This window comes from Paenibacillus lentimorbus NRRL B-30488, from assembly GCF_000411595.1.
In the GTDB taxonomy this organism is placed as follows: Bacteria; Bacillota; Bacilli; order Bacillales; family Bacillaceae; genus Bacillus; species Bacillus velezensis.
Map to the genome: position 1 here is coordinate 96,963 of NZ_ANAT01000040.1, position 14,034 is coordinate 110,996.

Sequence of the window (14,034 nt, forward strand, 5' to 3'; positions counted from 1 at the left end):
GTCTGCAAATCCATTCAATTATATCATCTACACGTTTTGTAATTTTTGAAGGTTATGTGAAAATTAGAAAGCGTTTTTACCGTGTTCAGCTAAAGCCCGCAGCCTTTTCACCTCATGCGGCGTCAATTCTCTTGCGTCTCCTGTGCGCAGACCTCTTAAATCTAAAAATGCGTATTCTTCACGTTTGAGTTTCAGCACGTCATGACCGATCGCCTCAAACATGCGGCGGACCTGTCTGTTTCGGCCTTCGTGAATCGTCAGCTGAATAATGCTCGTCTGCTTTCTTTTGTCCAGGGAAAGCATTTTCGCTCTGGCCGGCGCTGTCTTGCCTTCTTCAAGCTGAATGCCGCGCTCAAGCTTTCTCAGAAGTTCCTTGGAAGGAATTCCCTTCACTTTGGCGACGTACGTCTTATCAATTTCGTATTTCGGATGCATGAGTTTGTTGGCAAACTCGCCGTCATTTGTCAGCAATAAAAGTCCGCTCGTATCATAATCAAGCCTGCCGATCGGATAAATGCGCTGCGGCACTTCTTTGAAAAAGTCGGTCACCACTTTCCGCCCTTTGTCGTCATCAGCTGCTGAGATCACTCCTCTCGGTTTATAAAGCAGAAAGTACACGGGTTCTTCCCGCTCCACCTTTAATCCGTTTACTTCAATCTGATCAGAACCGGTCACTTTTACGCCGAGCTCTGTTATTACTTTTCCATTCACCTTTACTTTTCCTTCTTTTATCAGCTCTTCTGCCTTTCTGCGTGATGCCACGCCGGCATGAGCAATAACTTTTTGCAGTCTTTCCATGTCGTTCACCTCAAGTATAATCTTACTTTTTTCCCCTTGAACAAACAAGCTTTTTCAAGGGGAGTTATTCTGATATATAAAAAGCGCCTGATTTCAGGCGCTTCCAAATAATAACGTAACTATGATGATTGATGCAACCACCCCGATCAGATCAGCAAGAAGACCAACCTTTAAAGCATCCCCCATTTTTTTGATGCCGACCGCCCCGAAATACACCGTCAGGACATACAGCGTCGTGTCAGTCGATCCCTGCATGACCGAGGCCAGTCTGCCGATAAATGAATCAGGCCCGTACACGGCGATCAGATCTGTCGTCATGCCGAGCGCCGCCGTCCCCGAAATCGGGCGGATCAGAGCAAGCGGCACGACTTCTGCGGGAATGCCGAGCGCTGTAAAGAAAGGCTTGCACAGCCCCATGACAAAATCCAGCGCGCCTGAGGCCCGGAATACGGTAATCGCCACCAGCATCCCGACCAAATACGGAATGATGGAAAACGCAATCTCAATTCCTTCTTTTCCGCCTTCAACGAATGATTCATACGTCGGCACTTTTTTGATCGTGCCGTATATCAATATACCGGCGATAATAATCGGAATCATGGCTAAAGACAGCCAATTCACCATTTCCATTCGCTTACCTCCCTTTTCTTTTGCGGCGGTACCAGAAGTAGCGGTCAATGAAAATCGCGCCGATTCCCGAAATTAAAGTCGCTAAGATGGTCGGCCCGACGATATCGGTCGGTGATTTCGCCGAATAAGCCATGCGCACGGCAATGACGGTTGTCGGTATCAATGTAATACTCGAAGTATTTACCGCCAAAAAGGTAATCATGGAACGGCTGGCCTCAGACTTACCTCCATTCAGCTTTTTCATCTGCTCCATGGCTTTAATGCCGAGCGGTGTCGCCGCATTTCCCAGTCCGAAAAAGTTTGCCATGAGATTTGATAAGATGTATCCCATCGCCGGATGATCAGGGGGAATATCGGGAAACAGCTTAGAGATAAACGGGCGGCACATTCTGCTGAATATATCCAAAAGGCCGGACTGCTCGGCTATTTTCATCAGGCCGAGCCAGAAGACGAGGACGCTCATTAATCCGAACGAGATCGTAACCGCTTCTTTCGCTCCTTTAAAAACGGCTTCATTCACATCCTGCAAGGTACCGTTAAACATCGCAAAGACAAGTCCGATTACCGTCAGACATACCCAGATTAAATTGACCATGACGAACCGCCCGCCGCGCTCATAAACAGGCTCGTAAACGTCTCAATGAAATGCTTTTTCGGTTTTTATGGCGCTCGTTTTCATAATAGACGGGAATCTTGGCGATCACTTTCCCATCATGCATAACAGTCATCCGGCCGACGACATCAGGAATGAGAGAGGCATCCTTTTTCCAGGCTTTTTTCGGTTTTATTAAGGTTGTGCGGATTTTTACATCGTCGATTTCATCCTCTTTTAATAAATATTTGACATCCCGGGCAATAAAAGCGTGTTTTCCGTAAAACGTCTTTTTCAGCTTCGGGATGCCGCCTTTTTTAGCGACGACATAGGTTTTATAGTGCTCAAAGACATAATTAAACATATTCATATGGTCATCCCAGTCATCCGGATCATTTATGGTGACCGCGATGAGATCCGTTCCGTCTTTTGAGGCCGTCGAAACGAGCGTCCGTTTCGCGATTTTTGTGTAACCCGTTTTTCCGCCTGTGCTGTAACGGTAGAGCCCAGTCAGAAGCTTGTTTTTATTTTCCATACCCGGTCCATCGTTTCCGCCTTATACACTTTTGTGCCTGAAACGGTCCGGTATTCCTTGATTTTCATCGCGTATTTAGTCAAAAGCGCCATGTCATACGCCGTTGAATATAAATTTTCATGGTCGTCCAGCCCGTGCGGATTTTGAAATTTTGTATTTTCCATCCCGATTTGCTCGGCTTTTTTGTTCATCATAAATACAAAACCGTCAAGGCTTCCGCCGACATATTCAGCTATTGCCGCAGCGGCGTCATTTCCTGATCTCAGCATAAGCCCGTAAACGAGATCTTTCAGCTTTACTTTTTGTCCCGGCTGAAGATAAATGGCTGAGCCTTCCGTTTTTACGGCATTCGGGGAAACCGTCACGGTCTCTTCCATCTTCCCTGATTCAATCGCCAGCACCGCCGTCATGATTTTCGTAATGCTTGCAATCCGCCGCTTATGATGTTCATCCTTGGCGAATAACACCCTGCCAGATGCTCCGTCGATAATAATCGCGCTTTTTTGCGCTGACATGTATTTGGGCATGTGCCGTATTGCCGTCTGTAATGGAAAAAAGAATAACAAAAGTCAAAAGAAATACGGCAGCTTTTTTGAGAAAGCGCATGAATGCTCACGTCCTTGTTGTGGGTTTGTACAAGTTTATGCGCCTGTCCATGACTTATGAATACCAATTGCATCACTTTCACATAAAAAAACTCTCCCAAAAGGAAGAGTTTTTATCTGACTGATGCCATATTTGAGCCTGATGCTTCATATTGCGCCAATTCTTCCCGCATGCGCAGAAATTCACTGCTGAGCGAAAGCAGAAGGCTCCGCAGCGAGTCCGGCACTTGCTGGTAGAATTCAATCGCGCTTTGGCCTGTATAAGCGGCGCGGCTGTTTTCGTACCATGTATCCTTTTTCGGCATGAAAAATTCTTCCACGCACTGATGATACACTTTATACAGCGTTTTTTCCGCTCTCACCTCATGAAACGGCTCCTGCATTAAGAGCCGCCGGCAGGCTTCCTGGGCGCCTTCGCAAAAGACGGTCATCCTCCTCAGCACACTGAGCACGTCGCGGCAGTATGCCTCATCCGCCTCTCCTTGAGCCCGCATCTCCGGCAATGTTGTATGATTTAAATAGCTGCTGACCATCGTGACAACCTCGGCTAAAAATTCACCAGTTTCTTCAGTATGGGCCCTCACAATCGAATTTCCCATTTCCGTCCGTTTCCTTCCTCTCTTGTACGTCGTCATTTGCGTCATTCATCAATGGCCTTTCCCTACTATCGTATGATGAAAAACGGTTATTATTTAATATCCTCAAAAGTTTGGTTGAAGTTTTCAAAGAATAAATCGGCTTCCTCCTGGAGAACGTCTTCCTCCGCATTTTCAGGAAGCGGCGGGAGCTCCTCCAATGTTTTTAAGCCGAATTGTTCAAGAAATACCGGTGTCGTGCCGTATAAAATCGCCCGGCCGGGACCGTCGGCGCGGCCCACCTCACACAGCAGCGCTTTTGACACGAGGCTGTGCAGAATCCGCTCAGACTTCACGCCCCGGATATCTTCAATTTCCGCCCGTGTGATCGGCTGCTTGTACGAAACGATCGCCAGCACTTCCAAAGAAGCCTGTGACAGCCCTTTTGACGGCACTTCGATTAGTTTTTTCAAATAAGGCACGAATTCTTTTTTCGTTCCAAGCATATACGTATCCGCATATTCGGTAAGCTCGATGCCTCTGTCGTCTTCCTTGTACTGAGCGGCCACTTCTTCCATGATTCCGGCCAGTTCCGCTTCTTCTATTTCAAGCACCGTCACCAATTGCTTTTTGGTCAGCCCTTCATCACCCGCCGCATACAGCAGGGCTTCCACAATCGCTTTCCAATTCACGATATCAAGCGCCATGAATGGATTCACTCCCCGTAATGTATATATCTGAAAAGTTTTCTTCCTGTTCAATGATAATCTGCTGATTTTTCATCAGTTCCAGGACTGCTAAAAACGTCACGACGAGATGGTCCTTTTGCCGAGAAGGAAAAAGCTCCGTGAAGTTTATTCTTCTCCCCGCCGTTTTTAAGCTTTTTACGATTTCGTTCATTCTGTCTTCAATCGGTATTTCCTGCCTTGTAATGGTCGTTTCTTTCGGCCGCGTGATTTTTTTACGCTGAAGCACCTTTTGAAACGCGCCGATCATGTCATAAACGGTCACCGACAGTTTCTGCTCGGTCTGTTTGATTTCTTTTGCATACTCACTTAAATCACTCGGCGGCTTTGTAAATGACTTTTGTCTTTCTTCTTCCCGCTCTTTTAAATCCTTCGCAGCGGTTTTATACTTTCTATACTCAATCAGCTTTTCAATCAGCTCGTCCCGAGGGTCTTCTTCTTCAAGCATTTCGTCTTCAAACAGCTCTTCCTCTTGTTTCGGAAGCAGCATTCTGCTTTTAATGCTGAGAAGCGTCGCCGCCATGACCAGATATTCACTGGCGACATCAAGTTCAAGCTCTTGCATTGTATGTACATATAATAAATATTGTTCAGTAATGGTTGCCACGGGTATGTCGTATATGTCGATTTCAAGACGGTTAATCAGATGAAGCAGCAGGTCCAATGGGCCTTCAAACGTATCAATTTTCACTTGATATTCTACCATTATCTCACCATTTTCAGTATCACTCTCATTGCCGGAAAAACTGGCTACCCTTTAGTATAATCCACCGAAATGCTCTCGTCCAATACTTTTATACACGTCCTCCGTTATTTAGAAAATACTGAAAAAGAAGATATACGCCTATACCTTTAAAGGCGGATGCACATATGATAGCCGTGTAAACTTGAAACAAAGGGAGGCTGATTTCACATGAGCGGAGCTTGTTTCGGCGGAGGTTTTGCATTAATTGTCGTTCTGTTTATTTTGCTCGTTGTCGTAGGAGCATCTTACATCTGCTAGTTCCTCAGGCTTCAGACACCAAGCCGCTCTTTTTCCTTTTCATAGCGCTGTGGTACACTGGTTTTAGCATAAAAGGAGGAAGCGGCTTGTATCCTAAAGCTTATATCGGCTTTTTGGCCGAATTTCACGCATCAAGAGATTATTTTGAGTGTCATGAACTGTTAGAGGAATATTGGAAAGAAAGCCCGGCTGAAAAGCGGAGCATTCATTGGGTCGGCCTGATTCAGCTTGCCGTCGCTCTGTATCACCAGCGCAGGGGAAATGAAGCCGGGGCGAAACGGCTGATTGCCAACAGCTTACGTATTCTGCGGTCTGAAAAGCAGGCGGTCTGTTCTCTCGGGCTCAGCCATCCGAAGCTGATTGAGCTGATAGAAACGCTGTCAGACGATATAGAAGCGGGCCTGCCTTACAGAAGTGTTATGCTTCCGATTACAGATGAAGCCCTGAAAGAAGCATGTCTTGCCGAATGCCGCCAAAAGGGTTATACATGGGGGCAAGACGGCGTATCAGATACCTTTCTTATTCATAAACACCGCCTGCGGGACAGGACGGATGTCATTAAGGAACGCGAACGGGAAATGGAGAGAAGAAAAAAAAGCAGAGGCTGACGGTCAGCCCTGCTTTTTCTATATCAAAACAGCTCCCGAAACCGTGAAGATTCCGGGAGCATTTGTCAGTTATTATATGAGATATCCTGATCTTTTTGATGTTGACAGCGTTCAAAAAAGCTTTGCGTTAATTCATTCGGAACGAGTGCCTCCGTTTTGAACAGACGTTTTAAGGCGTCCATCATTTGCTTTCCGATTCCTTGATGGCGGTGAGAAGGATTCACGCTGATATGCCGGATTTCAACCTCTGAGTCCTTTTTTTCGACTCCGATCGCTCCGACGATATCTTCATCCTCTTTCCAAAGAAAGAGCTGGCGGCCAGTATCCGTTTCATAGTCCTTTATTGTCTGCTGAAGCTGCTTGAGATCTTTTTCATTCGGCATAAATGACAGAAGACCCATCGCAATCTTTTCAAACGATTTTTTATAACGAATTAACATAAAAACCCCTCTATATCCAAAATGTCCATTCATGTCCTATCAAACGGATACATAAGGCGATCCGTTTTCTCACATTATATCATTTTCGCCGCGGTTTTAAACGCTTTTCAACAAATTATTCAAATGAGCGGTTTAAATTTGCCATTTCAATGGCAGATACTGCGCAATCCGCTCCCTTATTTCCGGCTTTTGTTCCGGCTCGTTCGATGGCCTGCTCAATGGTTTCAGTCGTCACGATGCCGAAGATAACCGGGACGCCCGTCGCCGTTCCCGCCTGGGCGATGCCTTTTGCCGCTTCATTGCAGACATAGTCATAATGCGTTGTCGCTCCTCTGATAACCGTGCCGAGCGTAATGACGGCATCGTATTTTTCGTTTCCGCCATTTTCTTTGCCGCAAACGGGATTTCAAACGCTCCCGGCACCCAAGCGACGTCAATGTCGTTTGATTCTACACCGTGGCGAAGCAGCGTGTCTTCCGCTCCGCTTAACAGCTTGCTCGTTATAAATTCATTAAATCTGCCGACGACGATTCCGATTTTAAGTCCTGTTCCTACTAGGTTTCCTTGTATGATATTCATATGTTATCCATCCTTTTTGTGAGATTTGTTTTTAGAAATGGAGCAGATGTCCAAGTTTTTTCATTTTGGTCTGTAAATACTGTTTGTTATGCTCACTCGCTTCCATTTGAAGCGGCACCCGTTCCGAAATGCTGAGACCGTATCCTTCGAGGCCGGCGATTTTCCGGGGGTTATTGGTTAAAAGTTTCATATGCTGAACCCCTAAGTCGCGGAGAATCTGGGCGCCGATGCCGTAGTTGCGCAGATCAGGCAGAAAGCCGAGCGCTTCGTTCGCTTCAACCGTGTCGTACCCTTGTTCCTGCAATCGGTACGCCTTCAGCTTATTGATTAAACCGATTCCTCTGCCTTCCTGCCGCAAATACAATAGAACGCCGCGGCCTTCTTCAGCAATTTGCGCAAGCGCGGCATGAAGCTGAGGTCCGCAATCACAGCGATGGGATGCAAACACATCGCCCGTCAGGCATTCTGAGTGCACTCTGACAAGAACGGGTTCGCTGTTAAACGGGACTTCCCCCATGACAAAGGCGAGATGTTCTTTTCCGTCAACCTCGTTTGTATATCCGTAAACTCTAAACGTGCCGAAGTCAGTCGGCAGCGTAATATCAACTTCTCTGTTCACAAGTGTCGTAATGTTGTAACGGTACTCTATTAAGTCTTTTATCGTAATCATTTTCAGCTGGTGGCGTTCGGCGATTTCGGCTAACTCCGGCACTCTGGCCATTGTGCCGTCTTCATTCATAATTTCACAAATGACGCCCGCTCCCTGAGATCCGCAGGCTTTTGCAAGGTCAACGGCTGCTTCCGTATGGCCCGCCCGCTTCAGGACGCCTCCTTTTTTTGCGATTAAGGGGAAAATGTGGCCCGGACGCTGAAAATCGTCAGACACAGATTCCTCGTTCAACAGCGCCTGAATGGTAAAAGAACGTTCTTGAGCGCTGATGCCCGTTTTTGTCAGCCTGTGGTCAATACTGACCGTAAAGGCGGTCTCATGTGAGTCCGTATTATGATCGACCATCGGGTGAAGATCCAGCCGGCCGGCGATGTCTTCAGACAGCGGCGTGCAGATCAGGCCTCTCCCATGGGTCGCCATAAAATTCACCACTTCAGGCGTGGCATGCTCAGCCAGCGCTACGAAATCTCCTTCGTTTTCTCTGTCTTCATCATCGACAACAATGATGACTTCACCTTTTTTCAGCGCCTCTAACGCCTCTTCTATCGGATGAAACATATCGATCTTCCTTTCTAAAAGCCGTTCTCGCTTAAAAAGGCTTCCGTGATAGTTTGATTGCTTTTCGTTTGTTCTGTTTTGTGCAAAAAGCGGTATAAGTATTTGCCGATCATGTCACACTCAATATTTACGGTTGATCCGACTGTTTTCGTCTGAAAAATCGTTTCTGAGATGGTATGCGGAATGATGGATACCGTCACGCTTTCGTCTGATAGACCGAAAATCGTCAGGCTCACGCCGTCTACCGTAATTGAACCTTTCAATACGAGCGTTTTTGTCAATTCCGGCGAAAGTTTTAAATCGTAATAGACCGCGTTGCTTTTTTTCTCGATCCGCGTAATTTCCGCCGTTCCGTCCACATGCCCTGATACAAAGTGGCCGCCGAACCGTCCGTTGGCGGACATCGCTCTTTCCAGGTTTACTTTACTGCCTTTTGACAAGCCGTTCAGCGAAGTGGCTTTCACTGTTTCCGGCATGACATCAACCGTAAATTGATTGTCAGAAAATCCGGTTACGGTCAGGCAGATGCCGTTTACCGCAATGCTGTCGCCAAGCTTCACATCACTTGTCACTTTTGAAGCGGCGATGGTTAATGCCATGGAAAGGCCTGTCTTTTTGATTGCTTGGATCGTGCCTGTTTCTTCAACGATTCCTGTAAACATCGTCACCATCCTTTCCATCTTTAGGTATGGCCGTCAGTTTTATATCCGGCCCGATTTGGGTGATTTGTGTGAATTGTAAATGGGGGACATCTTTCATTGATTGAAAACCTTCACCGGAGATCAAGCTGGGAGCAAGCGTTCCTCCGATTAATTTAGGGGCGAAATAGAAATGAAGCTCTTGGAAACAGCCTTCCTTGACAAAACTTCCGTGTACGGATGCTCCGCCTTCCACATAAACGGACATTATGCCGTTTTCAGCGAGAATACTGAGCACCTCAGGGATGTGAATACGGTCTGTTTCCAGCGGAAAAACTTTTATTCCGAGTGCGGTCAGCCGGTCTTTCTTTTGCACGTCTGCACCTTTGGCCGTAAATATCCATGTCGGCGCAGCGCCGTCAGTGAGCACATTTGCCGTTTCAGGAATGGTCAGCTTTGTATCGAGAATCACTCTGACCGGCTGCTTCACCGCATCAGGAAGCCTGCAGGTCAGGCTCGGATTATCGGCTTTGACTGTGCCTGCTCCGACAAGAATGCTTTGATGCGATTTCCTGTATTGCTGGGCATCAAGCCTTGCCGCCTCTGATGTAATCCATTTGCTGTCACCGGTTTCGGTCGCTGTTTTCCCGTCAAGGCTCGCGGCCGCTTTCAAGGTGACATACGGAAGTCCGGTCCGCATGAAGTGAAGAAACATTTTATTCAGCTCTTCTGCCTGCTGCCTGAGAAGTCCGGTTTTCACTTCGATGCCCGCTGCTTCCAGCATTCCGATGCCTTTTCCGGCTACAAGCGGATTCGGATCTTTCACAGCAATGAACACCCTTTTTATTCCCGACTTTATTATCAGTTCGGCGCATGGCGGTGTTTTTCCGTAATGGCTGCAAGGCTCCAGCGTCACATACAAATCGGCGCCTTTTGCGTGTCTGCCGGCCATATTAATCGCGTGAACCTCGGCATGCGCTTCTCCGTATTGCAAATGGGCGCCCATTCCGACGATCTGTCCGTTTTTGACGACGACAGCGCCTACAAGAGGATTGGACTGTGTCTGTCCTTCACCGCGTCTGGCAAGTTCTATTGCCGTATTCATATAATATTCATCCATCGTTATCCCTCCCTTCTTCCACGCAATTTGGCGTCAAAAAAGCCCCGAATGTTTACACAGTTCGGGGCTTTGCCAGTTTTAATCCATAGGAAATAAGACTATACAGTAAGTTTATTTTTTGCATAGCTTCTCTCATCCTTCTCCCATCCAGACTTTCACTGTCGGCTTCAGCTTTTCACTGAATCCACCGTATACAGATGCATACGGGTCACGGGCTGTAAAGCGCAAAGCGCCTTATTACCGCCGGTCGGGATTTTCACCCAGCCCCGAAGGATACAATCAATATTTTTTGTCCTTATCCGCTATTATAACATCCTTTGCGGCAGGCGCAATGAATTTGCACCTCATTATTCAGAAAAATAAAAGCGCCCTTTTCCCATAAAAGGCGTCTTTATTTATTCGTTCACTTTGACGACCTTCAATAAGCCGTCAATCCGGTTTGATTTGCTGAAGTACGCTTTAATCTTATCACCTTTTTTCACATCGGAGAGATCCTGCTTCAGCTTGTCGCCGTTAAAAATAATTTTTGTGCCGTTCGCTGCCGTACCGTGGTACTCAGTTCCTTCGATTTTCGTAATTTTATATGTTTTGACTGTATATTCTTCTTTTTCCTGGGACAGGGTTTGTCCGATTGCAGTCGGCACGTCTTTCAGTTCAATATCGTTTATGACCATATAACCGCCCGCTAATAACAGCAGCAGTACAAGTAAAATGGCTGCTTTTGTTTTAATTCTTCCCATTTTTCTACCTCCAGCCCGTATCAATCTATTCATTACTATGTCATATTCCTTTTTTTCATGAATAGAAAACCGTTCTTCCCTGCGTGAGTTATTCATATAACGTTTCATTAAGGGAAGATGTTTCATGTATCTGTAAAACTTTCTATCTATTAAATAGATATACGAATTTATGTTCTGTTTTTGAGGGTGGAGAGATAAATTTATATAAAAAAAGCAGTTTTCTCATGAAGAAAACTGCCTGTACGGTTTATTTCGTCTTGCGAATTTCGTTAAACGGGAAGAAGACGAATTTTGATGTGCCCGCTATTTGTTTTTTCGTAAAAAGACCGAGGCCGTTGCGGCTGTCCATAGATTCTCTGCGGTTATCACCCATGACGAAATATTTGTCATCCGGCACTTTCACCGGGCCGAAGTCTTCTGTCAGCCGGTCATAGCCGTCTTGCTTCGCCTTGTTCTTGTTTGCCGCTAAATACGGTTCGGACACTTTTTTGCCGTTGATATACAGCTGATCGTTTTTCATTTGCACCGTGTCGCCGGGAAGTCCGATAATCCGTTTGACATAGTGCTCATTTTCTCCGTTCAGCACGACGATCTGGCCGCGTTTGAAGTCGCTTATGTATTTGACCGTCATATTGACAAAGATTCTCTCGCGGTCATGCAGCGTCGGATCCATTGATCTTCCATCAACGAGATAAGGGGCAAATAAAAAGTTTCGGATGAGCAGTGCCAGAACGACAGCGATGATAATGGCTTTCGCCCAATCAAGTACGGCGCTTTTTTTAGAAGTTTTTCTTTTTCTGATTTCAAGTGATTTCCTCCCATTAGCCATGGTCGTTTTTATTTTACCATGAATCCCTGCACAGAGGGCAAATAAGCCCCGCACCCCATCCATTTTTTCATTTTATAAGCCGGATCTGCTGATTTTACGGTATTTCACGAAGCTTCCGATCCGCCAAATACATAAATACACAAAAGCAAGCTCCATCGTTAAAACGGCGAATTCCGCCGCGTCAATGTTTTTGAAATATTGGCTGAGCGCGATACGGATCGCAATAATCGCGATAATGACATATTTAAAGTTTTTATTCCGCTTGGAGTAGACAAAGCCGTCTTCCCGGATTTCATAGGCGGTTTGCGACAGCATGATGACACCGAATACCGCGCCTAACAGTCCGGCGATGGCGAGCTCCCAAAGAGCGGGAAAATGAAACGGCTTTCCCGGGATATTCATGAGCTGGCTGATACTGAATGTGAAAATGACGGCGATAATCAAAAGCGGGAGAATGATGCCGAAGCCGCCGCCTTTAATCGGCCTGTTTCCCTTTTTCACCCTGAACCAAATCATAAGTGCGAGAATGATAATGACAAATAAAACGGTTGCCAATTGAACCAACGTTTCTACCTCTTTTCATTGTTGTAATCGGTCTTTTTCACTATACCAGAATGATCACCGATGTTCATATATGTATTTTTTCATGATTTACACATGAGAATTTTCATATACATAAAAAAACCCGCCTGAAAAAGGCGGGTTTTCCGTCATTATCCTTCTACACGGATTTCTTTCATTTTGTCTCCGTTAGACATGTTTTTCGCATGCTCTAAACCGCTTGTCACTTTTCCGAATACAGTATGAACGCCGTTTAAATGCGGCTGCGGCTCGTGTACGATGAAGAATTGGCTTGAACCCGTGTCTTTACCGGCATGCGCCATTGATAAAGAACCGGCTTCGTGTTTATGCGGATTGCCTTCTGTTTCACATTTGATCGTTTTTCCGCTTCCGCCCATGCCTGTCCCAGTCGGATCTCCGCCTTGGCTGACAAAGCCCGGAATCACGCGGTGGAAAATAACGCCGTCATAAAAGCCCGTATTCGCCAGATTTTCAAAGTTAGCGACTGTATTAGGCGCTTCATTCGGATAAAGTTCAAATTCGATTCTGCTGCCGTTTTCCATTTCGATGTAACCAGTTTTCATTCTCATTCCTACTTCCGTATTGTTTTTTGTCAAAGCCTTCTTCAATATGAATTTCAATTGTAAGCCGGCTTTCTTTTTGATATTCTTTTGAAGGAAGAGGCCTCTGCTCTTCTTTTCGCGGCTATTATACCACACCTTCAGCCGGAAAACGAATCTCCCCGCTTCCGCAGAAAGAAAATGAAACCAGAACAGCTTCACAGCCGTCTATGTATCGGAACTGCTTCACGCAGGTCCTCACAAACCGCTTCAAAACGGCATTTGTGAAAAGAAGGAGGTTAACCGCTTTGAAAAAATGTGGATTGGATTGCTGGCGGCGGCCGTTGTATTGTGCACAATACCGAAAATCAGCCTGGCTGATGCCGCAGTCGGAGATGTCATCGTCACACTGGGGGCGGATCTGTCAAACGAAAACCGTCAGAAAGTGCTTGACGAATTAAATGTCCCTGATAACGCGACAAAAGTGACGGTCACAAATAAAGAAGAACATGAATATTTGGGAAAATATATATCGAACGCCCAAATCGGCACAAGAGCCATCTCTTCGTCATCGATCACGGTGGCAAAGAAAGGGTCCGGGCTTGACGTTAAGACCCATAATATCGATTCCATTACGGATGAAATGTACTTAAACGCCCTGATGACAGCAGGAGTGAAAGATGCGAAAGTATACGTGACGGCGCCGTTTGAGGTATCAGGCACCGCAGCATTAACGGGAATCATCAAGGCATATGAAGTCTCATCAGACAAAGCAATTTCAGAAGATGTAAAACAGGTCGCCAACCAAGAGCTTGTCACCACTTCAAATCTCGGGGATAAAATCGGGGATAAAAACGCCTCCGCACTTATCGCAAACATTAAAGATGATTTCGCGAAAAACGGTGTGCCCGATACAAAAGAAGGAATCGAGAAAAAGGTCGATGATGCGGCTTCAAACCTTAACATTACACTGACTGACGCTCAAAAAGACCAGCTCGTTTCATTGTTTAATAAAATGAAAAATGCAAAAATTGATTGGGGCCAAGTCGGCAGCCAGCTCGATAAGGCAAAAGACAAAATCACGAAGTTCATTCAATCCGATGAAGGCAAAAGCTTTGTTCAAAAAGTTATTGATTTCTTCGCTTCGATTTGGAATGCGATCGTGTCTGTATTTACAGGAGACAGCGGATCAAGTTCTGACAGCTGAACGCAAAAAGAGACCGGACGCCATTGTTCCGGTCTCTTTT

17 protein-coding genes, 2 pseudogenes and 1 riboswitch are annotated in these 14,034 nt (G+C 46.1%); of the genes and pseudogenes, 3 read left to right on the top strand and 16 right to left on the bottom strand.

Going from position 1 to position 14,034, the window contains the following annotated elements; genetic code table 11:
• Positions 1-63: 63 nt before the first annotated feature.
• The 7 genes and pseudogenes from rluB to D368_RS18030 form a co-directional block, all read right to left on the bottom strand.
• On the bottom strand, positions 64-798 hold the full coding sequence (gene rluB / locus D368_RS18000; protein WP_015388055.1) for a 23S rRNA pseudouridine(2605) synthase RluB: 735 nt from the start codon (positions 796-798) through the stop codon (positions 64-66).
• A 93-nt stretch (positions 799-891) separates the two neighbouring features.
• On the bottom strand, positions 892-1,428 hold the full coding sequence (gene spmB, locus D368_RS18005; RefSeq protein WP_003153387.1) for a spore maturation protein SpmB: 537 nt from the start codon (positions 1,426-1,428) through the stop codon (positions 892-894).
• A gap of 4 nt (positions 1,429-1,432) precedes the next feature.
• Positions 1,433-2,023 (bottom strand): nucleoside recognition domain-containing protein, encoded by a 591-nt coding sequence (locus D368_RS18010; protein ID WP_003153385.1) that lies wholly within the window; start codon positions 2,021-2,023, stop codon positions 1,433-1,435.
• A pseudogene (locus D368_RS18015) lies at positions 2,011-3,161 on the bottom strand (D-alanyl-D-alanine carboxypeptidase family protein). The gene D368_RS18010 and the pseudogene D368_RS18015 overlap by 13 nt, the downstream one beginning before the upstream one ends.
• Before the next feature lie 112 nt (positions 3,162-3,273).
• Entirely contained in the window at positions 3,274-3,759 is a 486-nt protein-coding gene (locus D368_RS18020) for a DUF3907 family protein (protein WP_003153380.1), read from the bottom strand.
• 89 nt (positions 3,760-3,848) lie between these two features.
• Positions 3,849-4,442, bottom strand: coding sequence for an SMC-Scp complex subunit ScpB (gene scpB / locus D368_RS18025; protein WP_007409428.1), 594 nt, complete (start codon positions 4,440-4,442; stop codon positions 3,849-3,851).
• Positions 4,432-5,187, bottom strand: coding sequence for a segregation/condensation protein A (locus D368_RS18030; protein ID WP_007409427.1), 756 nt, complete (start codon positions 5,185-5,187; stop codon positions 4,432-4,434). The genes scpB and D368_RS18030 overlap by 11 nt, the downstream gene beginning before the upstream one ends.
• Positions 5,188-5,394: 207 nt before the next feature.
• On the opposite strand from D368_RS18030, the gene D368_RS18035 reads away from it, so the two are divergent.
• Both D368_RS18035 and D368_RS18040 read left to right on the top strand, forming a co-directional pair.
• On the top strand, positions 5,395-5,484 hold the full coding sequence (locus D368_RS18035) for a YjcZ family sporulation protein (protein ID WP_003153376.1): 90 nt from the start codon (positions 5,395-5,397) through the stop codon (positions 5,482-5,484).
• 86 nt (positions 5,485-5,570) lie between these two features.
• Positions 5,571-6,092 carry a DUF309 domain-containing protein gene (locus D368_RS18040; protein WP_071391672.1) on the top strand — a complete coding sequence of 174 codons (522 nt, stop codon included), beginning with the start codon at positions 5,571-5,573 and terminating at the stop codon, positions 6,090-6,092.
• A gap of 65 nt (positions 6,093-6,157) precedes the next feature.
• Here the strand turns inward: D368_RS18040 and ribT are convergent, their stop codons facing one another.
• The 9 genes and pseudogenes from ribT to D368_RS18090 form a co-directional block, all read right to left on the bottom strand.
• The gene (gene ribT, locus D368_RS18050; protein WP_003153373.1) at positions 6,158-6,532 is read right to left on the bottom strand and encodes a GNAT family N-acetyltransferase RibT; all 375 of its coding nucleotides are present in this window, start codon (positions 6,530-6,532) and stop codon (positions 6,158-6,160) included.
• A 115-nt stretch (positions 6,533-6,647) separates the two neighbouring features.
• Positions 6,648-7,111: pseudogene (ribH, locus tag D368_RS18055) on the bottom strand (6,7-dimethyl-8-ribityllumazine synthase).
• 31 nt (positions 7,112-7,142) lie between these two features.
• Positions 7,143-8,339, bottom strand: coding sequence for a bifunctional 3,4-dihydroxy-2-butanone-4-phosphate synthase/GTP cyclohydrolase II (locus D368_RS18060; protein ID WP_071391671.1), 1,197 nt, complete (start codon positions 8,337-8,339; stop codon positions 7,143-7,145).
• Positions 8,340-8,353: 14 nt separating this feature from the next.
• Positions 8,354-9,001, bottom strand: a complete 648-nt coding sequence (gene ribE, locus D368_RS18065; RefSeq protein WP_007409425.1) for a riboflavin synthase — start codon at positions 8,999-9,001, stop codon at positions 8,354-8,356.
• Entirely contained in the window at positions 8,982-10,097 is a 1,116-nt protein-coding gene (gene ribD / locus D368_RS18070; protein ID WP_128575026.1) for a bifunctional diaminohydroxyphosphoribosylaminopyrimidine deaminase/5-amino-6-(5-phosphoribosylamino)uracil reductase RibD, read from the bottom strand. Before ribD ends, ribE begins: the two co-directional genes overlap by 20 nt.
• A 131-nt stretch (positions 10,098-10,228) precedes the next feature.
• Positions 10,229-10,375, bottom strand: a riboswitch (FMN riboswitch).
• A gap of 117 nt (positions 10,376-10,492) precedes the next feature.
• Entirely contained in the window at positions 10,493-10,837 is a 345-nt protein-coding gene (locus D368_RS18075; protein ID WP_003153366.1) for a hypothetical protein, read from the bottom strand.
• 247 nt (positions 10,838-11,084) lie between these two features.
• Positions 11,085-11,666 carry a signal peptidase I gene (gene lepB, locus D368_RS18080; RefSeq protein ID WP_128575027.1) on the bottom strand — a complete coding sequence of 194 codons (582 nt, stop codon included), beginning with the start codon at positions 11,664-11,666 and terminating at the stop codon, positions 11,085-11,087.
• A gap of 72 nt (positions 11,667-11,738) precedes the next feature.
• Positions 11,739-12,230 (bottom strand): CcdC protein domain-containing protein, encoded by a 492-nt coding sequence (locus D368_RS18085; RefSeq protein ID WP_070082052.1) that lies wholly within the window; start codon positions 12,228-12,230, stop codon positions 11,739-11,741.
• A gap of 149 nt (positions 12,231-12,379) precedes the next feature.
• Positions 12,380-12,811: a peptidylprolyl isomerase gene (locus D368_RS18090; RefSeq protein WP_003153363.1), complete on the bottom strand. Its 432-nt coding sequence runs from the start codon at positions 12,809-12,811 to the stop codon at positions 12,380-12,382.
• Positions 12,812-13,103: 292 nt separating this feature from the next.
• On the opposite strand from D368_RS18090, the gene D368_RS18095 reads away from it, so the two are divergent.
• Positions 13,104-13,994, top strand: coding sequence for a DUF1002 domain-containing protein (locus D368_RS18095; protein WP_128575028.1), 891 nt, complete (start codon positions 13,104-13,106; stop codon positions 13,992-13,994).
• Positions 13,995-14,034 lie beyond the last annotated feature (40 nt).

What these genes read in the sequence shown, in the direction of transcription:
- D368_RS18090 (WP_003153363.1), bottom strand. Translation starts at nt 12,811, where the DNA reads ATGAAAACTGGTTACATCGAAATGGAAAACGGCAGCAGAATCGAATTT.
- D368_RS18030 (WP_007409427.1), bottom strand. Translation starts at nt 5,187, where the DNA reads ATGGTAGAATATCAAGTGAAAATTGATACGTTTGAAGGCCCATTGGAC.
- D368_RS18020 (WP_003153380.1), bottom strand. Translation starts at nt 3,759, where the DNA reads ATGGGAAATTCGATTGTGAGGGCCCATACTGAAGAAACTGGTGAATTT.
- spmB (WP_003153387.1), bottom strand. Translation starts at nt 1,428, where the DNA reads ATGGAAATGGTGAATTGGCTGTCTTTAGCCATGATTCCGATTATTATC.
- ribE (WP_007409425.1), bottom strand. Translation starts at nt 9,001, where the DNA reads ATGTTTACAGGAATCGTTGAAGAAACAGGCACGATCCAAGCAATCAAA.
- lepB (WP_128575027.1), bottom strand. Translation starts at nt 11,666, where the DNA reads ATGGCTAATGGGAGGAAATCACTTGAAATCAGAAAAAGAAAAACTTCT.
- ribD (WP_128575026.1), bottom strand. Translation starts at nt 10,097, where the DNA reads ATGGATGAATATTATATGAATACGGCAATAGAACTTGCCAGACGCGGT.
- D368_RS18095 (WP_128575028.1), top strand. Translation starts at nt 13,104, where the DNA reads ATGTGGATTGGATTGCTGGCGGCGGCCGTTGTATTGTGCACAATACCG.
- D368_RS18060 (WP_071391671.1), bottom strand. Translation starts at nt 8,339, where the DNA reads ATGTTTCATCCGATAGAAGAGGCGTTAGAGGCGCTGAAAAAAGGTGAA.
- scpB (WP_007409428.1), bottom strand. Translation starts at nt 4,442, where the DNA reads ATGGCGCTTGATATCGTGAATTGGAAAGCGATTGTGGAAGCCCTGCTG.
- D368_RS18075 (WP_003153366.1), bottom strand. Translation starts at nt 10,837, where the DNA reads ATGGGAAGAATTAAAACAAAAGCAGCCATTTTACTTGTACTGCTGCTG.
- D368_RS18010 (WP_003153385.1), bottom strand. Translation starts at nt 2,023, where the DNA reads ATGGTCAATTTAATCTGGGTATGTCTGACGGTAATCGGACTTGTCTTT.
- rluB (WP_015388055.1), bottom strand. Translation starts at nt 798, where the DNA reads ATGGAAAGACTGCAAAAAGTTATTGCTCATGCCGGCGTGGCATCACGC.
- ribT (WP_003153373.1), bottom strand. Translation starts at nt 6,532, where the DNA reads ATGTTAATTCGTTATAAAAAATCGTTTGAAAAGATTGCGATGGGTCTT.
- D368_RS18035 (WP_003153376.1), top strand. Translation starts at nt 5,395, where the DNA reads ATGAGCGGAGCTTGTTTCGGCGGAGGTTTTGCATTAATTGTCGTTCTG.